Origin of the sequence: Streptomyces sp. NPDC098781, assembly GCF_044759995.1 — a bacterium.
Classification (GTDB): domain Bacteria; phylum Actinomycetota; class Actinomycetes; order Streptomycetales; family Streptomycetaceae; genus Streptomyces.
The window spans coordinates 216,586-232,205 of sequence record NZ_JBIWAK010000004.1; the positions used below are offsets into that span (position 1 = coordinate 216,586).

At 71.0% G+C, this 15,620-nt stretch carries 14 protein-coding genes; 4 read left to right on the plus strand and 10 right to left on the minus strand.

The genetic code is table 11. The features are described 5' to 3' along the window. Positions 1-7 precede the first annotated feature (7 nt). Positions 8-1,720, minus strand: coding sequence for an urease subunit alpha (locus tag ACIQWG_RS17900; RefSeq protein WP_404096309.1), 1,713 nt, complete (start codon positions 1,718-1,720; stop codon positions 8-10). Beyond that, entirely contained in the window at positions 1,717-2,421 is a 705-nt protein-coding gene (ureA, locus tag ACIQWG_RS17905; RefSeq protein ID WP_404096312.1) for an urease subunit gamma, read from the minus strand. The genes ACIQWG_RS17900 and ureA overlap by 4 nt, the downstream gene beginning before the upstream one ends. A 130-nt stretch (positions 2,422-2,551) precedes the next feature. Between ureA and ACIQWG_RS17910 the strand changes: the two genes are divergently transcribed. Beyond that, on the plus strand, positions 2,552-4,003 hold the full coding sequence (locus ACIQWG_RS17910; protein WP_404096314.1) for a cytosine permease: 1,452 nt from the start codon (positions 2,552-2,554) through the stop codon (positions 4,001-4,003). Here ACIQWG_RS17910 and ACIQWG_RS17915 read toward each other — a convergent pair. After that, positions 4,000-5,088 carry a branched-chain amino acid aminotransferase gene (locus ACIQWG_RS17915; RefSeq protein ID WP_404096316.1) on the minus strand — a complete coding sequence of 363 codons (1,089 nt, stop codon included), beginning with the start codon at positions 5,086-5,088 and terminating at the stop codon, positions 4,000-4,002. The genes ACIQWG_RS17910 and ACIQWG_RS17915 overlap by 4 nt on opposite strands. 275 nt (positions 5,089-5,363) lie before the next feature. Then, the gene (locus tag ACIQWG_RS17920; protein WP_404096319.1) at positions 5,364-6,407 is read right to left on the minus strand and encodes a 3-isopropylmalate dehydrogenase; all 1,044 of its coding nucleotides are present in this window, start codon (positions 6,405-6,407) and stop codon (positions 5,364-5,366) included. Positions 6,408-6,549: 142 nt separating this feature from the next. On the opposite strand from ACIQWG_RS17920, the gene ACIQWG_RS17925 reads away from it, so the two are divergent. Then, positions 6,550-8,118, plus strand: coding sequence for a purple acid phosphatase family protein (locus ACIQWG_RS17925; RefSeq protein WP_404096321.1), 1,569 nt, complete (start codon positions 6,550-6,552; stop codon positions 8,116-8,118). A 22-nt stretch (positions 8,119-8,140) separates the two neighbouring features. Here the strand turns inward: ACIQWG_RS17925 and ACIQWG_RS17930 are convergent, their stop codons facing one another. Together ACIQWG_RS17930 and ACIQWG_RS17935 are read right to left on the minus strand one after the other, a co-directional pair. Beyond that, complete coding sequence (locus ACIQWG_RS17930; protein ID WP_383827991.1) at positions 8,141-8,281, minus strand: hypothetical protein; 141 nt, start codon at positions 8,279-8,281, stop codon at positions 8,141-8,143. Between the two features lie 259 nt (positions 8,282-8,540). Next, complete coding sequence (locus ACIQWG_RS17935; protein WP_404096325.1) at positions 8,541-9,098, minus strand: GNAT family N-acetyltransferase; 558 nt, start codon at positions 9,096-9,098, stop codon at positions 8,541-8,543. Between the two features lie 83 nt (positions 9,099-9,181). Between ACIQWG_RS17935 and ACIQWG_RS17940 the strand changes: the two genes are divergently transcribed. Further along, entirely contained in the window at positions 9,182-9,388 is a 207-nt protein-coding gene (locus tag ACIQWG_RS17940) for a DUF5988 family protein (RefSeq protein ID WP_393510280.1), read from the plus strand. Positions 9,389-9,455: 67 nt separating this feature from the next. Here ACIQWG_RS17940 and pruA read toward each other — a convergent pair whose 3' ends face one another. Both pruA and ACIQWG_RS17950 read right to left on the minus strand, forming a co-directional pair. Continuing rightward, positions 9,456-11,087 carry an L-glutamate gamma-semialdehyde dehydrogenase gene (gene pruA / locus ACIQWG_RS17945; RefSeq protein ID WP_404096328.1) on the minus strand — a complete coding sequence of 544 codons (1,632 nt, stop codon included), beginning with the start codon at positions 11,085-11,087 and terminating at the stop codon, positions 9,456-9,458. Between the two features lie 37 nt (positions 11,088-11,124). Continuing rightward, on the minus strand, positions 11,125-12,051 hold the full coding sequence (locus ACIQWG_RS17950) for a proline dehydrogenase family protein (protein WP_404096331.1): 927 nt from the start codon (positions 12,049-12,051) through the stop codon (positions 11,125-11,127). Between the two features lie 181 nt (positions 12,052-12,232). Between ACIQWG_RS17950 and ACIQWG_RS17955 the strand changes: the two genes are divergently transcribed. Then, entirely contained in the window at positions 12,233-13,417 is a 1,185-nt protein-coding gene (locus ACIQWG_RS17955; protein ID WP_404096333.1) for a PucR family transcriptional regulator, read from the plus strand. Positions 13,418-13,430: 13 nt separating this feature from the next. Here the strand turns inward: ACIQWG_RS17955 and ACIQWG_RS17960 are convergent, their stop codons facing one another. Together ACIQWG_RS17960 and ACIQWG_RS17965 are read right to left on the minus strand one after the other, a co-directional pair. Beyond that, positions 13,431-14,933 (minus strand): FAD-dependent monooxygenase, encoded by a 1,503-nt coding sequence (locus ACIQWG_RS17960; protein WP_404096335.1) that lies wholly within the window; start codon positions 14,931-14,933, stop codon positions 13,431-13,433. Positions 14,934-14,989: 56 nt separating this feature from the next. Beyond that, complete coding sequence (locus ACIQWG_RS17965; protein ID WP_404096338.1) at positions 14,990-15,580, minus strand: TetR/AcrR family transcriptional regulator; 591 nt, start codon at positions 15,578-15,580, stop codon at positions 14,990-14,992. Positions 15,581-15,620 lie beyond the last annotated feature (40 nt).

The following is a 15,620-nucleotide window of genomic DNA, read 5'->3' on the forward strand; positions in this document are numbered from 1 at the left end:
GGGGTCCTTAGAGGAAGTAGAGGCGGTTGAGGGCGACGGAGTCGGCCGCTTCCGAGCGCAGCGGGTCGCCGTCGAGGGTGACCAGGCCGGTGCGCTGGTCGACGTCGACCTGTCCGGTACGGGAGTTCAGGCGCAGATCGGCCGGCCCGATCCCGCGCGTGCCGCGCACGGCGACCCTGCGGCGCCGGGTCGGCATGGTGTCGCCCCCCTGGTCCAGGGCGGCCCGGGCGACGAACGCGACGGAGATGTCGGCGGGGGTGGCGCCGTAGGACCCGAACTGCGGCCCCAGGACCAGGGGTTCGCAGGTGTCGGTGGCGGCGTTGGGGTCGCCGGTCACGCCGTACGCCGGGAACCCGGCCTTGAGCACCAGCTGCGGCTTGGCGCCGAAGAACTCGGGCCGCCACAGCACGAGGTCGGCGAGCTTGCCGACCTCCAGCGAGCCGACCTCGTGCGAAAGCCCGTGGGCGATGGCGGGGTTGATGGTCAGCTTGGCCATGTAGCGCAGGACGCGCTCGTTGTCGTTGTCGTCGTCCGGGGCGCCGAACTCGGCCTTCATCTTCCCGGCCATCGCGAAGGTACGGCGGACCGTCTCGCCGGCCCGGCCCATGCCCTGCGCGTCGGACGAGGTGATGCCGATCGCGCCGAGGTCGTGCAGCACGTCCTCGGCGCCCATCGTCCCGGCGCGGATGCGGTCGCGGGCCATGGCGGCGTCGCCGGGCAGGTCGGTCTTGAGGTCGTGGACGGAGACGATCATGCCGTAGTGCTCGGCGACGGCGTCCCGGCCGAAGGGCAGGGTCGGGTTGGTGGAGGACCCGATGACGTTCGGGACGCCGGCCATCTTCAGCACGTTCGGCACATGGCCGCCGCCGCAGCCCTCGATGTGGAAGGCGTGGATGGTGCGGCCTTCCAGCACCCTGAGGGTGTCCTCGACCGACAGGCACTCGTTCAGCCCGTCGCTGTGCAGGGCGACCTGGACGTCGTGCTCCTCGGCGACGCGAAGTGCCGTGTCCAGCGCCCGGGTGTGGGCGCCCATGTCCTCGTGCACCTTGAAGCCGCTGGCCCCGCCCTCGGCGAGGGCCTCGACGAGGGGCGCGTCGTGGGAGGACGAACCACGGCCGAGGAAGCCGATGTTGACCGGCCAGGCGTCGAAGGCGTTGAACGCGTGCTTGAGCGCCCACGGCGAGTTGACGCCGACGCCCCACACGGGCCCGAACTCCTGGCCGATGAGTGTGGTCACGCCGGAGGCGAGCGAGGCCTCCATGATGCGCGGCGACAGCAGATGGACGTGGGTGTCGACGGCCCCGGCGGTGGCGATGAGCCCCTCGCCGGACACGATGGACGTGCCCGTGCCGACCACGACGTCGACGCCGTCCAGGGTGTCGGGGTTCCCGGCCCGTCCGATCGAGTAGATCCGCCCTTCCCGGATGCCGATGGACACCTTGCGGATGCCCAGCGCCGCGTCGATCACGACGACGTTGCTGACGACCACGTCACAGGTCTCCCGCACGGCGGCGGCCTTGAGGTGCAGCCCGTCGCGGGCGGTCTTGCCGAAGCCGGCGAGGAACTCGTCGCCGGGGCGCTGTGAGTCGGACTCGACGCGGATCGTCAGGCCCGAGTCGCCGAGCCGGATCCGGTCGCCGGCGCGCGGGCCGTGGGTCGCGGCGTACTCGTGGGCGCTGAGGCGTCGGGCCTCGGCGGGGTGGCCTCCTGGGCGGCTCATCGCTCGACCTCCTGAACAGGTGTTTCCGATACGCCGAGGTAGCCGCAGGCGGCGGCGCGGCGCAGGGCCTCGGCGCGGACGCCGGGTGCGTCCAGGGGCCCGTCGACGAGCCCGGCGAACCCGATCGCGATCCGGGCGCCCCCGATCGGCACCAGGCCGACCTCGACGCTGTCCCCCGGCCCGAAGCGCACGGAGGACCCGGCGGGTACGGCCAGCCGCATCCCGTAGGCCGTCTCCCGGGCGAAGTCGAGGCGCGGGTTGGCCTCGAAGAAGTGGAAGTGGGAGGTGACGGAGACGGGCACGGTGGCGGTGTTGGTGACCGTCAGCCGGACGGCCGCCTCGGGCTCGGCGTGCTGCGGCGCCGGCAGCAGCGCCCCCGGCGCGCGGTCGCCCAGACCCCCGCCGATCGGATCGCTGACCACCGCGAGCCGCGAGCCGTCGTCGAAGACCGCCTCGACATGCACCTCGGTGACGACGTCCGCCACGCCCGGCAGCACGTCGTCCGGTCCGAGCACGGACCGGGCCAGTTCGATCGCCTCGGCGAGGCGGGCGCCGTCGCGGGCGGCCTCGCACACGGTGTCCGCGATGAGCGCGGTCGCCTCCGGGACGTTCAGCCGCAGCCCTCGGGCCCGTCGCGCCCGGGCCAGTTCGGCGGCTCCGAAGAGCAGCAGCCGGTCACGTTCCGTGGGGGTCAGTCTCACTACGCGGCACCTCCTTGCCTTGCTCGACTTTAGAGCATCACTCTAAACACGAAATTCCATTGGCGGAAAGGTTGACAGCAAACAACGAGCGATCCAGATTGAACGTCACTCAAACCGATGGAGAGCACCCATGCCCATGGAACAGCGCGGAGTCGACACCATCCCCGAGGAGGAACGCACCAGCGGCCCACGCGATCTCGTGTCGATCCTGCTGGGGTCGAACCTCTGCCTCGGAGTGATCGTCTTCGGCTGGCTCCCCCCGTCCTTCGGCCTGGACTGGTGGGCCTCGGTGAGCTCGATCGCGGTCGGCACGCTGGTCGGCACCGCCCTCACCGCCCCGCTGGCCCTGATCTCCCTGCGCACCGCGACCAACCTGTCCACCTCCTCCGGCGCCCAGTTCGGGGTGCGCGGCCGGCTGGTCGGCTCGGTGGTCGGGCTGCTGCTCGCCCTCGGCTACACGGCCCTGACCGTGTGGATCGGCGGCGATGTGATGGTGGGCGTGCTCGGCCGGCTCGTCGGACTGCCGGCGAGCGGGGTGTCGTACGGCGTGGTGTACGGGCTGCTGGCCGCGGCGACCGTCGCGGGCGCGGTGTACGGCTACCGCGTGCTGCTCGCCATGTCCCGCGTCCTGGCGGTCGGCATGACGGCCCTGCTGGCGCTCGGAGTCATCGCCTACGCCCCGCACTTCACCACCGGCGCGATGCCGGAGGCGGGCGGCTATCTGCTGGACGGTTTCTGGCCGACGTGGCTGCTGGCGGCGGTGGCGGCGGGCCTGTCCGGGCCGATCGCCTTCATCACCCTGCTCGGCGACTACACCCGCTACATCTCCCCGACCCGGCACACCTCACGCCGGGTGCTGCACGCGACCTGGCTCGGCCTGACCCTGGGGCTGCTGGTCCCGCAGCTCTTCGGCACCTTCACGTCGTACGCGGCCCGCGCGGCCCTCGACTACGCCGGACCGCTCGTCTCCGCGTCCCCCGCCTGGTACCTGGTCCCGCTCCTGCTGGCCGCCTCGGCGGGTTCGGTCGGCAACGCCGGCCTGATGCTCTATTCCATGGGCCTCGACCTGGACGCCATCCTGCCGCGCGCGTCCCGGGCGACGGCCACGTACACGGTGGCCGTGGTCGCCACCGCCTGTGTCTTCGTCGGCCACTACTACTCGACCGCACAGGACGCGATGACCTCCTTCGTCCTGCTGCTGACGGCGATCGGCACCCCCTGGGCGGTGATCACCCTGATCGGCTTCGCCCGCTGCCGTGGCGTGTACGACGCGGAGGCCCTCCAGGTCTTCAACCGCCGCGCGCGGGGCGGGATCTACTGGTACCGGTCCGGCTGGAACATCCCGGCGACCATCTCCTGGACCCTGGGCGCGACGACCGGCCTGCTGGCGGTCTCCCTGCCGTCCTACGAGGGACCGCTGCTGGGACTGACGGGCGGGGTGGACTGTAGCTTCCTGGTGTCCGGGCTGGTGGGGGGTGTGGCGTACCTGTTGCTGACGGTCGGCGACCTCGCCCCGGTGCGGGACAGGGCCGCCTCGGACACCACGTCCGAGACGGCCCTCACGGTGCCGGCCGAGAACTAGCCCAGCTGGTGCATCCAGCCGTGCCGGTCCTCCGCCTTGCCCCGCTGGATGTCCAGGAGTGCCTGGCGGAGGCGGAGCGTGACCTCGCCGGGCTCTCCGTCGCCCTGCTGCCACTGGGCGCCCGTGCGCTTGACCGTGCCGACCGGCGTGATGACGGCGGCCGTACCGCAGGCGAAGACCTCGGTCAGCGTGCCGTTCTCCGAGTCGCGCTGCCACTGCTCGACGGAGACGCGGCCCTCCTCGGCCTGGTAGCCGAGGTCGCGGGCGACCTGGAGGAGGGAGTCGCGGGTGACGCCCTCCAGGATGGAGCCGGTGAGGGCGGGGGTGATGATCTTGTCGCCGTACACGAAGTACAGGTTCATCCCGCCGAGCTCCTCGACCCACTTGCGCTCGACCGCGTCGAGGTAGCAGACCTGCGCGCAGCCCTCGGCGGCGGCCTCGGCCTGGGCCAGCAGGGACGCGGCGTAGTTGCCGCCGGTCTTGGCGTCGCCCATGCCGCCGGGCACGGCGCGGACGTGCTCCTCGGAGACCCAGATGGAGACCGGCTTCACGCCGCCCGGGAAGTAGGCGCCGGCCGGGGAGGCGATGACGATGAACAGGTACTCACTGGCGGGCTTCACGCCCAGACCGACCTCGGTCGCGAACATGAACGGACGCAGGTAGAGGGACTCCTCGCCGCCGTGCGCCGGGACCCAGCCCTCGTCCTGCCGCACCAGCGCGTCGCACGCCTCGATGAACGTCTCGACCGGCAGCTCCGGCATGCCGAGCCGGCGGGCGGAGGACTGGAAGCGCCGGGCGTTCTTCTCCGGGCGGAAGGTCGCGACGGTCCCGTCGGGCCGGCGGTACGCCTTGAGGCCCTCGAAGATCTCCTGCGCGTAGTGCAGGACCATGGTGGCCGGGTCGAGGGAGAGCGGCGCGTACGGCACGAGCTCGCCGTCGTGCCAGCCCCGTCCCTCGGTCCACTTGATCGTCACCATGTGGTCGGTGAAGTGGCGGCCGAAACCCGGGTTGGCCAGTATCGCCTCGCGCTCGGCGGCGGCGAGCGGGCTGGCGGAGGGCTTGAGCTCGATCGTGGGCGTCGTCATGAGTGGATGTCCTTCACCGGTTTTGATTGTGGCGGGCCGCGATCACGCCAGTACTGCCTGTTGCCAGTGCTAGGACGTCCGAGCATTCCTTCGTATCGCGGCTCCGCGTTCGATTATCGCAAGCGGCTGCCGTGGACGAAATCGGCCTGTTCGACGTGATCGGCGTGAATCGCGACCCAGGGGTCGATGGTGTCACCCGGCGGCGGACATGGGGAAGCCGCCGGGTCTGAAGTAACCCGACGGCTTCGAAAGGTGTTCGAGTGGCGCGACGGGCGTCAGCCGGCTACTCGTACGGCCAGCGCGTCGCCGATCTCCGACGTGCTTCGGGCGGGCTTGCCGGTGCGCTCCGCGAGGTCGGTGGAGACCGCCTCGTCGATGCGGGCGGCCTCGGCGTCGTAGCCGAGGTGGCGCAGGAGCAGGGCGACGGACAGGACGGTGGCGGTGGGGTCGGCCTTGCCCTGGCCGGCGATGTCCGGGGCCGAGCCGTGCACCGGCTCGAACATGGACGGGAACTCGCCGCTCGGGTTGATGTTGCCGGAGGCCGCCACACCGATGCCGCCGGAGACGGCCGCGGCGAGGTCGGTGATGATGTCGCCGAACAGGTTGTCGGTGACGATGACGTCGAAGCGCTCGGGCTGGGTGACCAGGTAGATGGTCGCCGCGTCGACGTGCATGTACTCGGTGGTGACCTCCGGGTACTCCTCGGCCACCTTGTCGAAGACGTTCGTCCACAGGTGACCCGCGAAGGTCAGCACGTTGTTCTTGTGGATCAGCGCCAGCTTCTTGCGCGGGCGGGCCTGCGCACGGGCGAAGGCGTCGCGGACCACGCGCTCGACACCGAAGGCCGTGTTCACGGAGACCTCGGTGGCGACCTCGTGCTCGGTGCCCTTGCGGATGGTGCCGCCGTTGCCCGTGTACGGGCCCTCGGTGCCCTCGCGGACGACGACGAAGTCGATGCTCGGCTCACCGGCGAGCGGGGTGGCGACACCCGGGAGGAGCTTCGACGGACGCAGGTTGACGTGGTGGTCGAAGGCGAAGCGGAGCTTCAGCAGGAAGCCGCGCTCCAGGACGCCGGAGGGGACGCTCGGGTCGCCGATCGCGCCCAGCAGGATGGCGTCGTGCTTGCGCAGCGCGTCCAGGTCGGCCTCGGTGAGGGTCTCACCGGTGGCCTGGTAGCGGCGGGCGCCGAAGTCGTACTCCTTGGTCTCCAGCTTCACATCCTGCGGGAGGACGGCGGAGAGGACCTTCAGGCCTTCGGCCACGACCTCCTGGCCGATGCCGTCACCGGGAATCACTGCGAGATTGAGGCTGCGAGACATGTCGGCACCCTACTCCTCGTCCCATGGGATGACATGCGGTGTCCGCGATACGGACAGCCGGGTCGGGGACGGCACGTGCGCTTCGACTCGCGTTCACCCGGATGCCCGGCGGGTGTTGGCCGCCGCTGGGAACTTCTCCGACATGGACCTCCCCGACTTCGGTATCCCGCCCCAGCTCGCCCGCCGTATGAGCATGGCGGAACAGCACGAGTACCTGCGCACGAAACTGACCCGGCGTCGCACGCTGGTGACGGCGGGCGCGGTGGCGGGCGGGCTGCTGGCGGGCTGCGCGGGTCCGGAGTCGGGGCCGGGTGCGTCCGGTACGCGGTCCTCCGCGTCCCCCGCCACGAAGGTGCCGGGCTCGGCCGTCGCGCCGTTCGGCCGCCATCTCGCCTTCGGCGCCGACGCGAAGACGCAGATGCGGATCTCCTGGCAGGTGCCGGCCGCGGTGAAGAAGCCGTACGTCCGCGTCGGGCTGCGGCCCGACGACCTGGACCGCCGGATCGACGCCGAGATCCGCGATCTGTACACCCCCGAACTCCAGGGCATCCGCGCGGCGTTGGAGCAGTACTACGTCCACGCGGCGCTGGACTCGCTGCGCCCCGGCACGACGTACTACTACGGCGTGGGCCATGACGGCTTCGACCCGGCGGCTCCGAGGAACCGCGCGACGATCGCCTCCTTCCGCACGGCTCCCGCGAGCCCGGAGACCTTCACCTTCACGGCCTTCGGCGACCAGGGCGTCAGCGAGGCGGCCGCCACCAACGAAAAGCTCATGCTGAGCCAGAAGCCGGCCTTCCACCTGCACGCCGGTGACATCTGCTACGCGAACGTCAAGGGACTGGGCAAGGAGTCGGACGCCTACGACCCCGGTTTCTGGGACGGCTACCTCAAGCAGACCGAGTCGGTGGCCAGGTCGGTGCCGTGGATGGTGACGACCGGCAACCACGACATGGAGGCCTGGTACTCGCCGGACGGCTACGGCGGCCAGCTGGCCCGCTGGTCCCTGCCGGACAGCGGCTTCGACGCCCGGACCGCCCCGGGCGTGTACTCCTTCACCTACGGCAACGTCGGCTTCGTGGCGCTGGACGCGAACGACGTGTCGTACGAGATTCCCGCCAACCGGGGCCACACGGACGGCCGTCAGACCAAGTGGCTGGACCAGCGGCTCGGTGAGCTGCGGGCGGCGAAGGGCGTCGACCTCATCGTCGTCTTCTTCCACCACTGCGCCTACTCGACGTCCTCGCACGGGTCCGACGGGGGCGTGCGGGCCGAGTGGGTGCCGCTGTTCGCCCGGCACCAGGTGGACCTGGTGATCAATGGCCACAATCACGTCTACGAGCGGACGGACGCCGTCAAGAACGGCGAGGTCGGCCGGCAGGTGCCCATCGGCGCCGGCACGGACCCCACGCGGGACGGCATCGTGTACGTCACCGCGGGCGGGGGCGGCAAGGAGCTGTACGGCTTCCCCGCGGGCGTCGAGGAGAGCTACGAGGGGCATGTGACCGACCGGGAGTCGGTCGACACCTTCAAGTGGACCAAGTCACGCAACACCAAGGCGGAGAGCGTGCAGTGGTCGCGGGTGCGCTACCGGGGCTTCTCCTTCCTCAGCGTGGAGGCGGAGGGCGGCGCGAAGCCCCGGCTGAAGGTGTCGGCACTGGCCCAGAACGGTGAGCGCATCGACCACTTCGAGGTGCGGCGCGGCGGCTGACCGACTGGGGTACGGCGCGGGCTCAGGCCGCCTGGTGGCCGGTGGCTCCGCCGTTGTCCCTGCGGTCAAGCGCGCGCTGGAGGGCGGCCGCGGCGTTCTTGCGGTCCGACTCGGTCGTACGGGAGAGGTGACGGACTCGGCGGCGGGCGGTCGTCTCGGCCATGGGAAATCGACTCCTTCGACATTCCGGGAGTGCAGACAGGGAATACGAGACGCCGGATGGGGCGGGGAGCGGTGCCGCAGGGGTTGCCTGCACGGGGCCCGGCTCACGACCGCCATTCGCTTGATCGAGCGAGACGTTCGGCTTCTACAAAACTAAGGGAGGACGGCGCATCTGTCTCCACAATTACTCGGACTTCCTACTATCTGAGACGGCGGACTGGGTCACACCTCACTGACCTGGTCTTTCCGTCGTCGCCCCGTCAGAGCACGTCGCCGTCCCGCCAGTCGAAAACCAGCTCCGACGCGAGGTCGAGCGCACCGGCGAGCCCGGGCCGCACAAAGGTCGCGCCTTCCTCGTCCGGCAGATGCACGACGCCCTCGGGCCCCAGCGCGCAGACCCGCCCGCGCCACACCTCCCAGCCGCGTGCGGCGTACAGCGCGGCCCCCTCGTCGCTCGCGGACAGCATCCCCGCGTCGTACGCCCGGTCGGTCACCCGCTCCAGCTCCGCCATCACCCGGCCCCCGAGCCCCGCCCGCCGCGCGTCGGCCCGCACCGCGACCGCCTCGACGTACCCGACCCGCAGCCACCGGTCCCGGTACCGCACCCGACGCATGATCACCGAACCGTGCGCGACGAACCGTCCGGCGTCGTCCTGGACGAGGGCATGCACACCGCCGAGCCCGTGCTCGAAGTCCTCGTCGGAGAAGTCCCCGTCGAAGGCGTCGTCCAACAGGGCGCGGATCGCGCTCAGTTCGGCGGGGGTGAGGTCGGCGGTGTGCGCGGTGCGCGGCGTGCCCGCCGGTGCGTCGATGGTCATCGCACCAGTATCGGTATCGCCCACTCGGCTGATCCTCCGCGCCGCCCGGGAGACGGGGTCACGTCGAGGGGAACGGTGAGGTCATGAACGACACGTCGAAAGTGTTCCTCCAGGGCGGCCCCGAGGACCTGCCCGAGCGGATCGTCGGGACCCCGTCCCCCGGTCCTGATGTGAAGATCAAGCTCCGCGGCGGATACGAGCACTTCAGGCCGACCTCGCGCCAGGAGAACACCCCTCAGGGCGCGCTGCCGGTCTACGAGTGGTGGGAGCGGACGGAGATCGCCGAGTAGCGCACGCTCCGCGCACGGCGAAGGGCCGGGTCCGTCAGGACCCGGCCCTTCGCGTTGGGTTGGTGTGTCAGCCCATGTGCGGGTACGTGTAGTCGGTCGGCGCGACCAGCGTCTCCTTGATGGCGCGGGTCAGCGTCCAGCGCATCAGGTTCTGCGGGGCGCCGGCCTTGTCGTTGGTGCCGGAGGCACGGCCGCCGCCGAAGGGCTGCTGGCCGACGACGGCGCCGGTCGACTTGTCGTTGATGTAGAAGTTGCCGGCCGCGTAGCGCAGCTTCTCCATCGTGTACGCCGCCGCCGCGCGGTCGGCGGAGACGACCGAGCCGGTCAGCGCGTACGCGGACACCGACTCCATCTGCTCCAGCATCTCGTCGTACTGGTCGTCCTCGTAGACGTGCACGGCGAGGAACGGACCGAAGTACTCGGTGGTGAAGACCTCGTTCTCCGGGTCGGTGCACTCCACGACGGTCGGACGGACGAAGTAGCCGACCGAGTCGTCGTAGGAGCCGCCCGCGACGATCGTGCAGGTCGAGTCGGACTTCGCGCGGTCGATCGCGGCCTTGTTCTTGGCGAAGGCACGCTCGTCGATGACGGCGCCGATGAAGTTGGACAGGTCGGTGACGTCACCCATGGTGAGGTAGTCGACCTCAGCCGCGAACTCCTCCTTGAAGCCGGAGTTCCAGATCGACGCCGGGATGTACGCCCGGGAGGTCGCCGAGCACTTCTGGCCCTGGTACTCGAAGGCACCACGGGTCAGCGCGGTCTTCAGCACGGCCTTGTCGGCGCTCGGGTGGGCGACGACGAAGTCCTTGCCGCCGGTCTCGCCGACGATGCGCGGGTAGGAGCGGTACTTCTCGATGTTGTTGCCGACCGTCTTCCACAGGTACTGGAAGGTCTTGGTCGAGCCGGTGAAGTGGATGCCGGCGAGGTCGCGGTGCTCCAGGGCGACCTTGGAGACCTCGATGCCGTCGCCGGTGACGAGGTTGATGACGCCCTTGGGCAGACCGGCCTCCTCCAGGAGCTGCATCAGCAGCACGGCGGCGTGGGTCTGGGTCGGGGACGGCTTCCAGACCACCACGTTGCCCATGAGGGCGGGCGCGGTGGGCAGGTTGCCCGCGATGGCCGTGAAGTTGAACGGCGTGATCGCGTAGACGAAGCCCTCGAGCGGGCGGTGGTCGAGGCGGTTCCAGACGCCCGGGGAGTTCGCCGGGGGCTGCTCGGCGAGCAGGTCACGGGCGTACTTGACGTTGAAGCGCCAGAAGTCGACGAGCTCGCAGGGAGTGTCGATCTCGGCCTGCTGGGCGGTCTTGGACTGGCCGAGCATGGTGGAGGCGGCCAGCGTCTCGCGCCAGGGGCCGGCGAGCAGCTCGGCGGCGCGCAGGATGATCGCCGCGCGGTCGTCGAAGGACATCGCGCGCCAGGCCGGCGCGGCGGCGAGGGCCGCGTCGATGGCGTCCTGGGCGTCCTGCTGGGTGGCGTTGCCGTAGGTGCCGAGGCGAGCCTTGTGGTTGTGCGGCTGCACGACGTCGAAGCGCTCACCGCCGCCGAGCCGCTTCTCGCCGCCGATGGTCATCGGCAGGTCGATCGGGTTCTCGGACAGCTCCTTGAGCTTGGCCTCCAGCCGGACGCGCTCGGGCGAGCCGGGGGCGTAGCCGTGCACCGGCTCGTTGACGGGCGTGGGGACCTGGGTCACAGCGTCCATTTGTTCCGTAACTCCTTACTGAGCGGGTGTGTTGGGCTCAGCCCTTGCTGACCATCGAACGGACGAAGAAGGTCAGGTTGGCCGGCTTCTCCGCGAGCCTGCGCATGAAGTAGCCGTACCAGTCGGTGCCGTACGCGGTGTAGACGCGCATGCGGTGGCCCTCGGCGGCGAGGCGCAGGTGCTCGTCGCCGCGGATGCCGTACAGCATCTGGAACTCGTACTCGTCGAGCTTTCGCCCGGCGCGCCGCGCGAGCTCCTGGGCGATGGAGATCAGACGCGGGTCGTGGGAGCCGATCATCGGGTACCCGGCGCCCTCCATCAGAACCTTGAGGATCCGGACGTACGCCTTGTCGATCTCGTGTTTCTGCTGGTAGGCGACCTCGGCGGGCTCCTTGTAGGCACCCTTGACGAGCCGGACGCGGCTGCCGCTCTCCGCGAGGCGGCGGGCGTCGGCCTCGGTGCGGAAGAGGTAGGCCTGGATGACGCAGCCGGTCTGCGGGAAGTCCTTCCGCAGTTCCTCGTGGATGGCGAACATCGAGTCGAGGGTGGTGTGGTCCTCGGCGTCGAGGGTGACGGTGGTGCCGATCGCGGCGGCGGCCTCGACGACCGGGCGGACGTTGGCGAGGGCCAGCTCGTGGCCGCCCTCCAGCGCCTGTCCGAACATCGACAGCTTCACCGACATCTCGGCCCGGGTGCCCAGCTCCAGCTCCCCCAGCCGGTCGATGAGCGCCAGGTAGGCGTCCCGGGCGGCCTCCGCCTGCTCCGGGCGGGTGATGTCCTCGCCGACGACGTCCATCGTCAGCTCCAGGCCCCGGTCGCTGAGCTCCCGGATGATCGGCACGATCTCGTCGACCGTCTCGCCCGGGATGAAGCGGTCGACGACCTGCTTGGTCACCGGGGCCGCCGAGATCAGGCGTCGCATCCGGTCGCTGCGCGACGCGGCAAGAATCACGGGACCCAGCACGGGGCACCTCCACAAACAGCAACAAGGCGGCCGAATCCCGACCACGCGGGTACGGCACGGAGAACCACCGTGAAACCTAAGGATTCCTCCGATCGTCGGCCATCGACAGCTGTCACGCATCCGAGCCACGGATCTCAGACAGATGTATGAAGCCCGCCGGGGAATGCGGGAGAATGCCCGAGTGACGTCCGAATCCAAGGGTGACTACCAGGAGCTGGTCGACGAGATCTCGGAGCTCCTGGGCGCCCCCGCGACACTGGAGAACCGGGACTTCGAGCTGATCGCCTTCGGTGCCTACGACAGCGAGGACGAACTCGACGCGTCGGCCCTGGACCCCGTGCGCACCCGGTCGATCCTGACGCGCCGCTCCACCGCGGCCGTACGGACCTGGTTCGAGGGCTTCGGCATCACCCGCGCGACCGCCCCGGTACGCATCCCGCGCACCCCGGAGGCGGGGGTGTACCGCGGACGGATCTGCCTCCCGGTACGCCACCGGGGAGTCGTGCTGGGCTACGTCTGGCTCCTCGACGACGATCCGGGCCCCACGGACCAGCAGCTGACGGCCGCGATGCAGGTGACCGCCCGGATCGGCGCGCTGCTCGCGGACGAGGCGCAGCACGGGGCCGACCTCAGCCGGGAGCTGCGGGCGGTGCTGACCGCCGAGCGCGGCTGGCAGGGGGACATGGCGGTCGCGGAGCTGCGCACCGCCCTGGGCTCGCGCGCGGACGGCGTCCATACGGTGGTCTGTGTGGCCCCCTGGCCCTCGGCCGACCCCGACGACGCCCCGTCGGTGCGCACGGTGCCGCACGCGACCGCGCTGTGCACCCTGCCGTGGGGTGCGGCCGGGCAGAGCCTGGCGGTACTGGTCCGGCTGCGCTCACCCGAAGTGCGTACGGCGGCACAGACCGCGGCGTCCCGGCTGCTGAAGGAGGGCCCGGCCGGCCGGGACCCAGGGCGGGCGGCGGCCGGCCTGGGCGAACCCCGCACCGGCCTCGCCGACCTCGGCACCGTCTGGCAGGAGGCGTCGGCGGCGGCCCGCGCGGCCCTGGCGGAGCCCCGGCTGGGCCCGGTGGCCGAGTGGTCGCACATCGGGCCGTACCGCCTGCTGACCTCCCTCTCCCCGCAGCCGGTCCACGACCCCGCGGTGGCCCCCCTCCTCTCCCCCGCCCACCACGAACTCGCCCGCACCGCCGAGACCTACCTCGACTGCGCGGGCCAAGCCGGCCGCACCGCCGCCGAACTCGGCATCCACCGCCAGACCCTCTACTACCGCCTGTCCCGCGTGGAACAGCTCACCGGCCTCGACCTGGACGACGGCGAGGACCGACTGCTGCTGCACATGGCGTTGAAGGGGGCGCGCCTGTAGGTGTGGCGCCGGGTCAGCGGGCGGTGACCGCCGCGAGGGCGTCGTGCAGCGCGGCCTCGCTCGGCGGGCCGTCGTTCCAGTGGGCGGCGATGTGGCCGTCGGGGCGGACGAGCAGGGTGCCCCGCGGTCCCCAGAGGTCGGCGACGGGAAGGCGCTCGACGCGCAGCGGCCAGGGCGAGCGGGCGGACGGCTCCCAGCGGGCGGTGGTCAGCAGCGTGAACCACTCGCCGAACGCGTCGAGCGTGGAGCGGCTCTCCGCGAGCCAGAGGTGGGGCATGCGGTGGCCCGGTCGCGCGGTGGGCACGTAGGTCGTCCCCCCGTCCGGCGCTGCGCCACCGTCGGTCAGCACGGCGGCCGACCGGTAGGCGACGCCGAGCACGAGCCCGAGTTGCGCGAAGTACTGCTCCGACCAGGGCGGTTCGACACGGTCCGCCGCCACTTGGAACATGAGCCGGGAGTTCTCCACCGCCTGGCCGAGGGTCCGGTGGGCGACGGGCCGCCGTTCCGTCTCGTAGGTGTCCAGCAGTTCCGGCCCCGCCCACCCGTGCAGCACACCGGCCAGTTTCCAGCAGAGGTTGTGCACATCGGCCACGCCGACGTTCATGCCCAGGCCGCCGGCGGGCGGGATCGCGTGTGCGGCGTCGCCGGCCAGCAGGACCCGGCCGTGCCGGAAACGCTCGGCGACGAAGGCGTTCACCACCCAGTGCTGCACCCGCAGCACGTCGACGGGCACGTCGGTACCGACGGAGCGCGCGACGAGGCCGTACCAGTCGGCGCCCTCGGTGTCCTCCGGCGTGGGCGTGAACCAGGCCCAGCCGCCCTCGGGGTACAGCGGCAGGAACGACCCCTGTGAGGTGAGGTAGACGCCGGCGGGCTGCCGGGCCGACCACTGGCCGAGGTCGGCGTCGAACACCACGGTGGTGACCCGGCCGACCGCGCCGGGGCCCTCGGTGCCGATGCCCAGCCGTTCCCGGACGGTGGAGTTCGCACCGTCGGCGCCGAGCACACAACGGGCCCGGACACGGGACCGCGCACCGCTGCCGCGGTCGGCGAGCAGCGCGACGACGCCCGCGTCCTCCTCCTCGGCCAGATCGACGAGTTCGGCCCCGAACCGCACCTCCGATCCGGCCGCGCCGAGCAACATCGGTTCCAGCCGGTCCTGCGAGGTGACGACTCCCGTCACGGGGCTCTCGGGCACCGGCCCGTCGACCCCGATCATCGCCGCCGAGGCGAAGTCGGCGGCGTGCAGCGTGTCGCGGAAGCGGATACGGCCGTACTCCGGCGCGAAGGCCACCGCCCTGATCCGCTCGGCGAGTTCGAGCTGCCGGAAGATCTCCATCGAGCGCACGTTGACCAGCCGGGACCGCGGAAACGGCGACAGCTCACGGCGTCGTTCGACCAGCAAGGTCCGCACGCCCCAGCGTTCCAGCAGTGCTCGGGCGGTGAGCCCGACGGGCCCGCCACCGACGATCAGAACCTCCGCCTCGGCGTCCGCCACGGCCATCTCGGGCTGCATGAGATCCATCATCCGCGCCCTGCGGAGCACCGCAACGACAGGCGACGGCCGACGCTTCAGCGGGCCTGGCGCGTGGCCGCCTCGATCACCTGACGCAGCCCCTCGGTGAGCTGCTCCGCGTCGGGCGCGGTCTTCGGGTCGAAGTTCCACTGCGCGATGAGACCGGTCATCAGCGTCACGTAGAACCACCCGAGCGTGTGCGTCGTCTCGTCCGGGACGTCCTCCTCGCGCCCGCCCATGAGGAGCGGAATCAGACCGCGCCCGGCCTCCCGCTGAGCCGTCGCCAGATGGTCGCGGACTTCCGGCAGTTGGTCGCCCATGACGACGACCTCCATGCTGAGCCGCCAGATCGAACCGGGCTCGCGCATGGTGCCGATGATGTTCGACCACACCTCCTGGAACCGCTCGAGGGAGCCGGGCTCGGTGGTGAGCCCGGCGGCCCCGTCGCCCTCGAAGGCGTCACCCATCCCCTCGACCAGCGACACGTACGCCTGCGCCAGCAGCGCGTCCTTCGAGCCGTAGTGGTAGCCGATCGAGGCCAGATTGGTCCCCGACTCCTTGACGATGTCCCGCGCGGTCGTGCGCACGAACCCCTTCTCGAGGAGGCAGCGCTTGGCGCCCTCGAGCAGATCCTCACGGTGTCCCATGCGCCCACCGTACCGCCGGTCCATACATACGTCCCATACG

Excerpts from the sequence above, each read along its gene's own strand:
- ACIQWG_RS17940 (WP_393510280.1), top strand. The coding sequence starts at position 9,182 with ATGAACGACACGTCGAAAGTGTTCCTCCAGGGCGGCCCCGAGGACCTG.
- pruA (WP_404096328.1), bottom strand. The coding sequence starts at position 11,087 with ATGGACGCTGTGACCCAGGTCCCCACGCCCGTCAACGAGCCGGTGCAC.
- ACIQWG_RS17925 (WP_404096321.1), top strand. The coding sequence starts at position 6,550 with ATGGACCTCCCCGACTTCGGTATCCCGCCCCAGCTCGCCCGCCGTATG.
- ACIQWG_RS17965 (WP_404096338.1), bottom strand. The coding sequence starts at position 15,580 with ATGGGACACCGTGAGGATCTGCTCGAGGGCGCCAAGCGCTGCCTCCTC.
- ACIQWG_RS17935 (WP_404096325.1), bottom strand. The coding sequence starts at position 9,098 with ATGACCATCGACGCACCGGCGGGCACGCCGCGCACCGCGCACACCGCC.
- ACIQWG_RS17915 (WP_404096316.1), bottom strand. The coding sequence starts at position 5,088 with ATGACGACGCCCACGATCGAGCTCAAGCCCTCCGCCAGCCCGCTCGCC.
- ACIQWG_RS17910 (WP_404096314.1), top strand. The coding sequence starts at position 2,552 with ATGCCCATGGAACAGCGCGGAGTCGACACCATCCCCGAGGAGGAACGC.
- ACIQWG_RS17900 (WP_404096309.1), bottom strand. The coding sequence starts at position 1,720 with ATGAGCCGCCCAGGAGGCCACCCCGCCGAGGCCCGACGCCTCAGCGCC.
- ACIQWG_RS17920 (WP_404096319.1), bottom strand. The coding sequence starts at position 6,407 with ATGTCTCGCAGCCTCAATCTCGCAGTGATTCCCGGTGACGGCATCGGC.
- ACIQWG_RS17930 (WP_383827991.1), bottom strand. The coding sequence starts at position 8,281 with ATGGCCGAGACGACCGCCCGCCGCCGAGTCCGTCACCTCTCCCGTACG.
- ACIQWG_RS17960 (WP_404096335.1), bottom strand. The coding sequence starts at position 14,933 with ATGCAGCCCGAGATGGCCGTGGCGGACGCCGAGGCGGAGGTTCTGATC.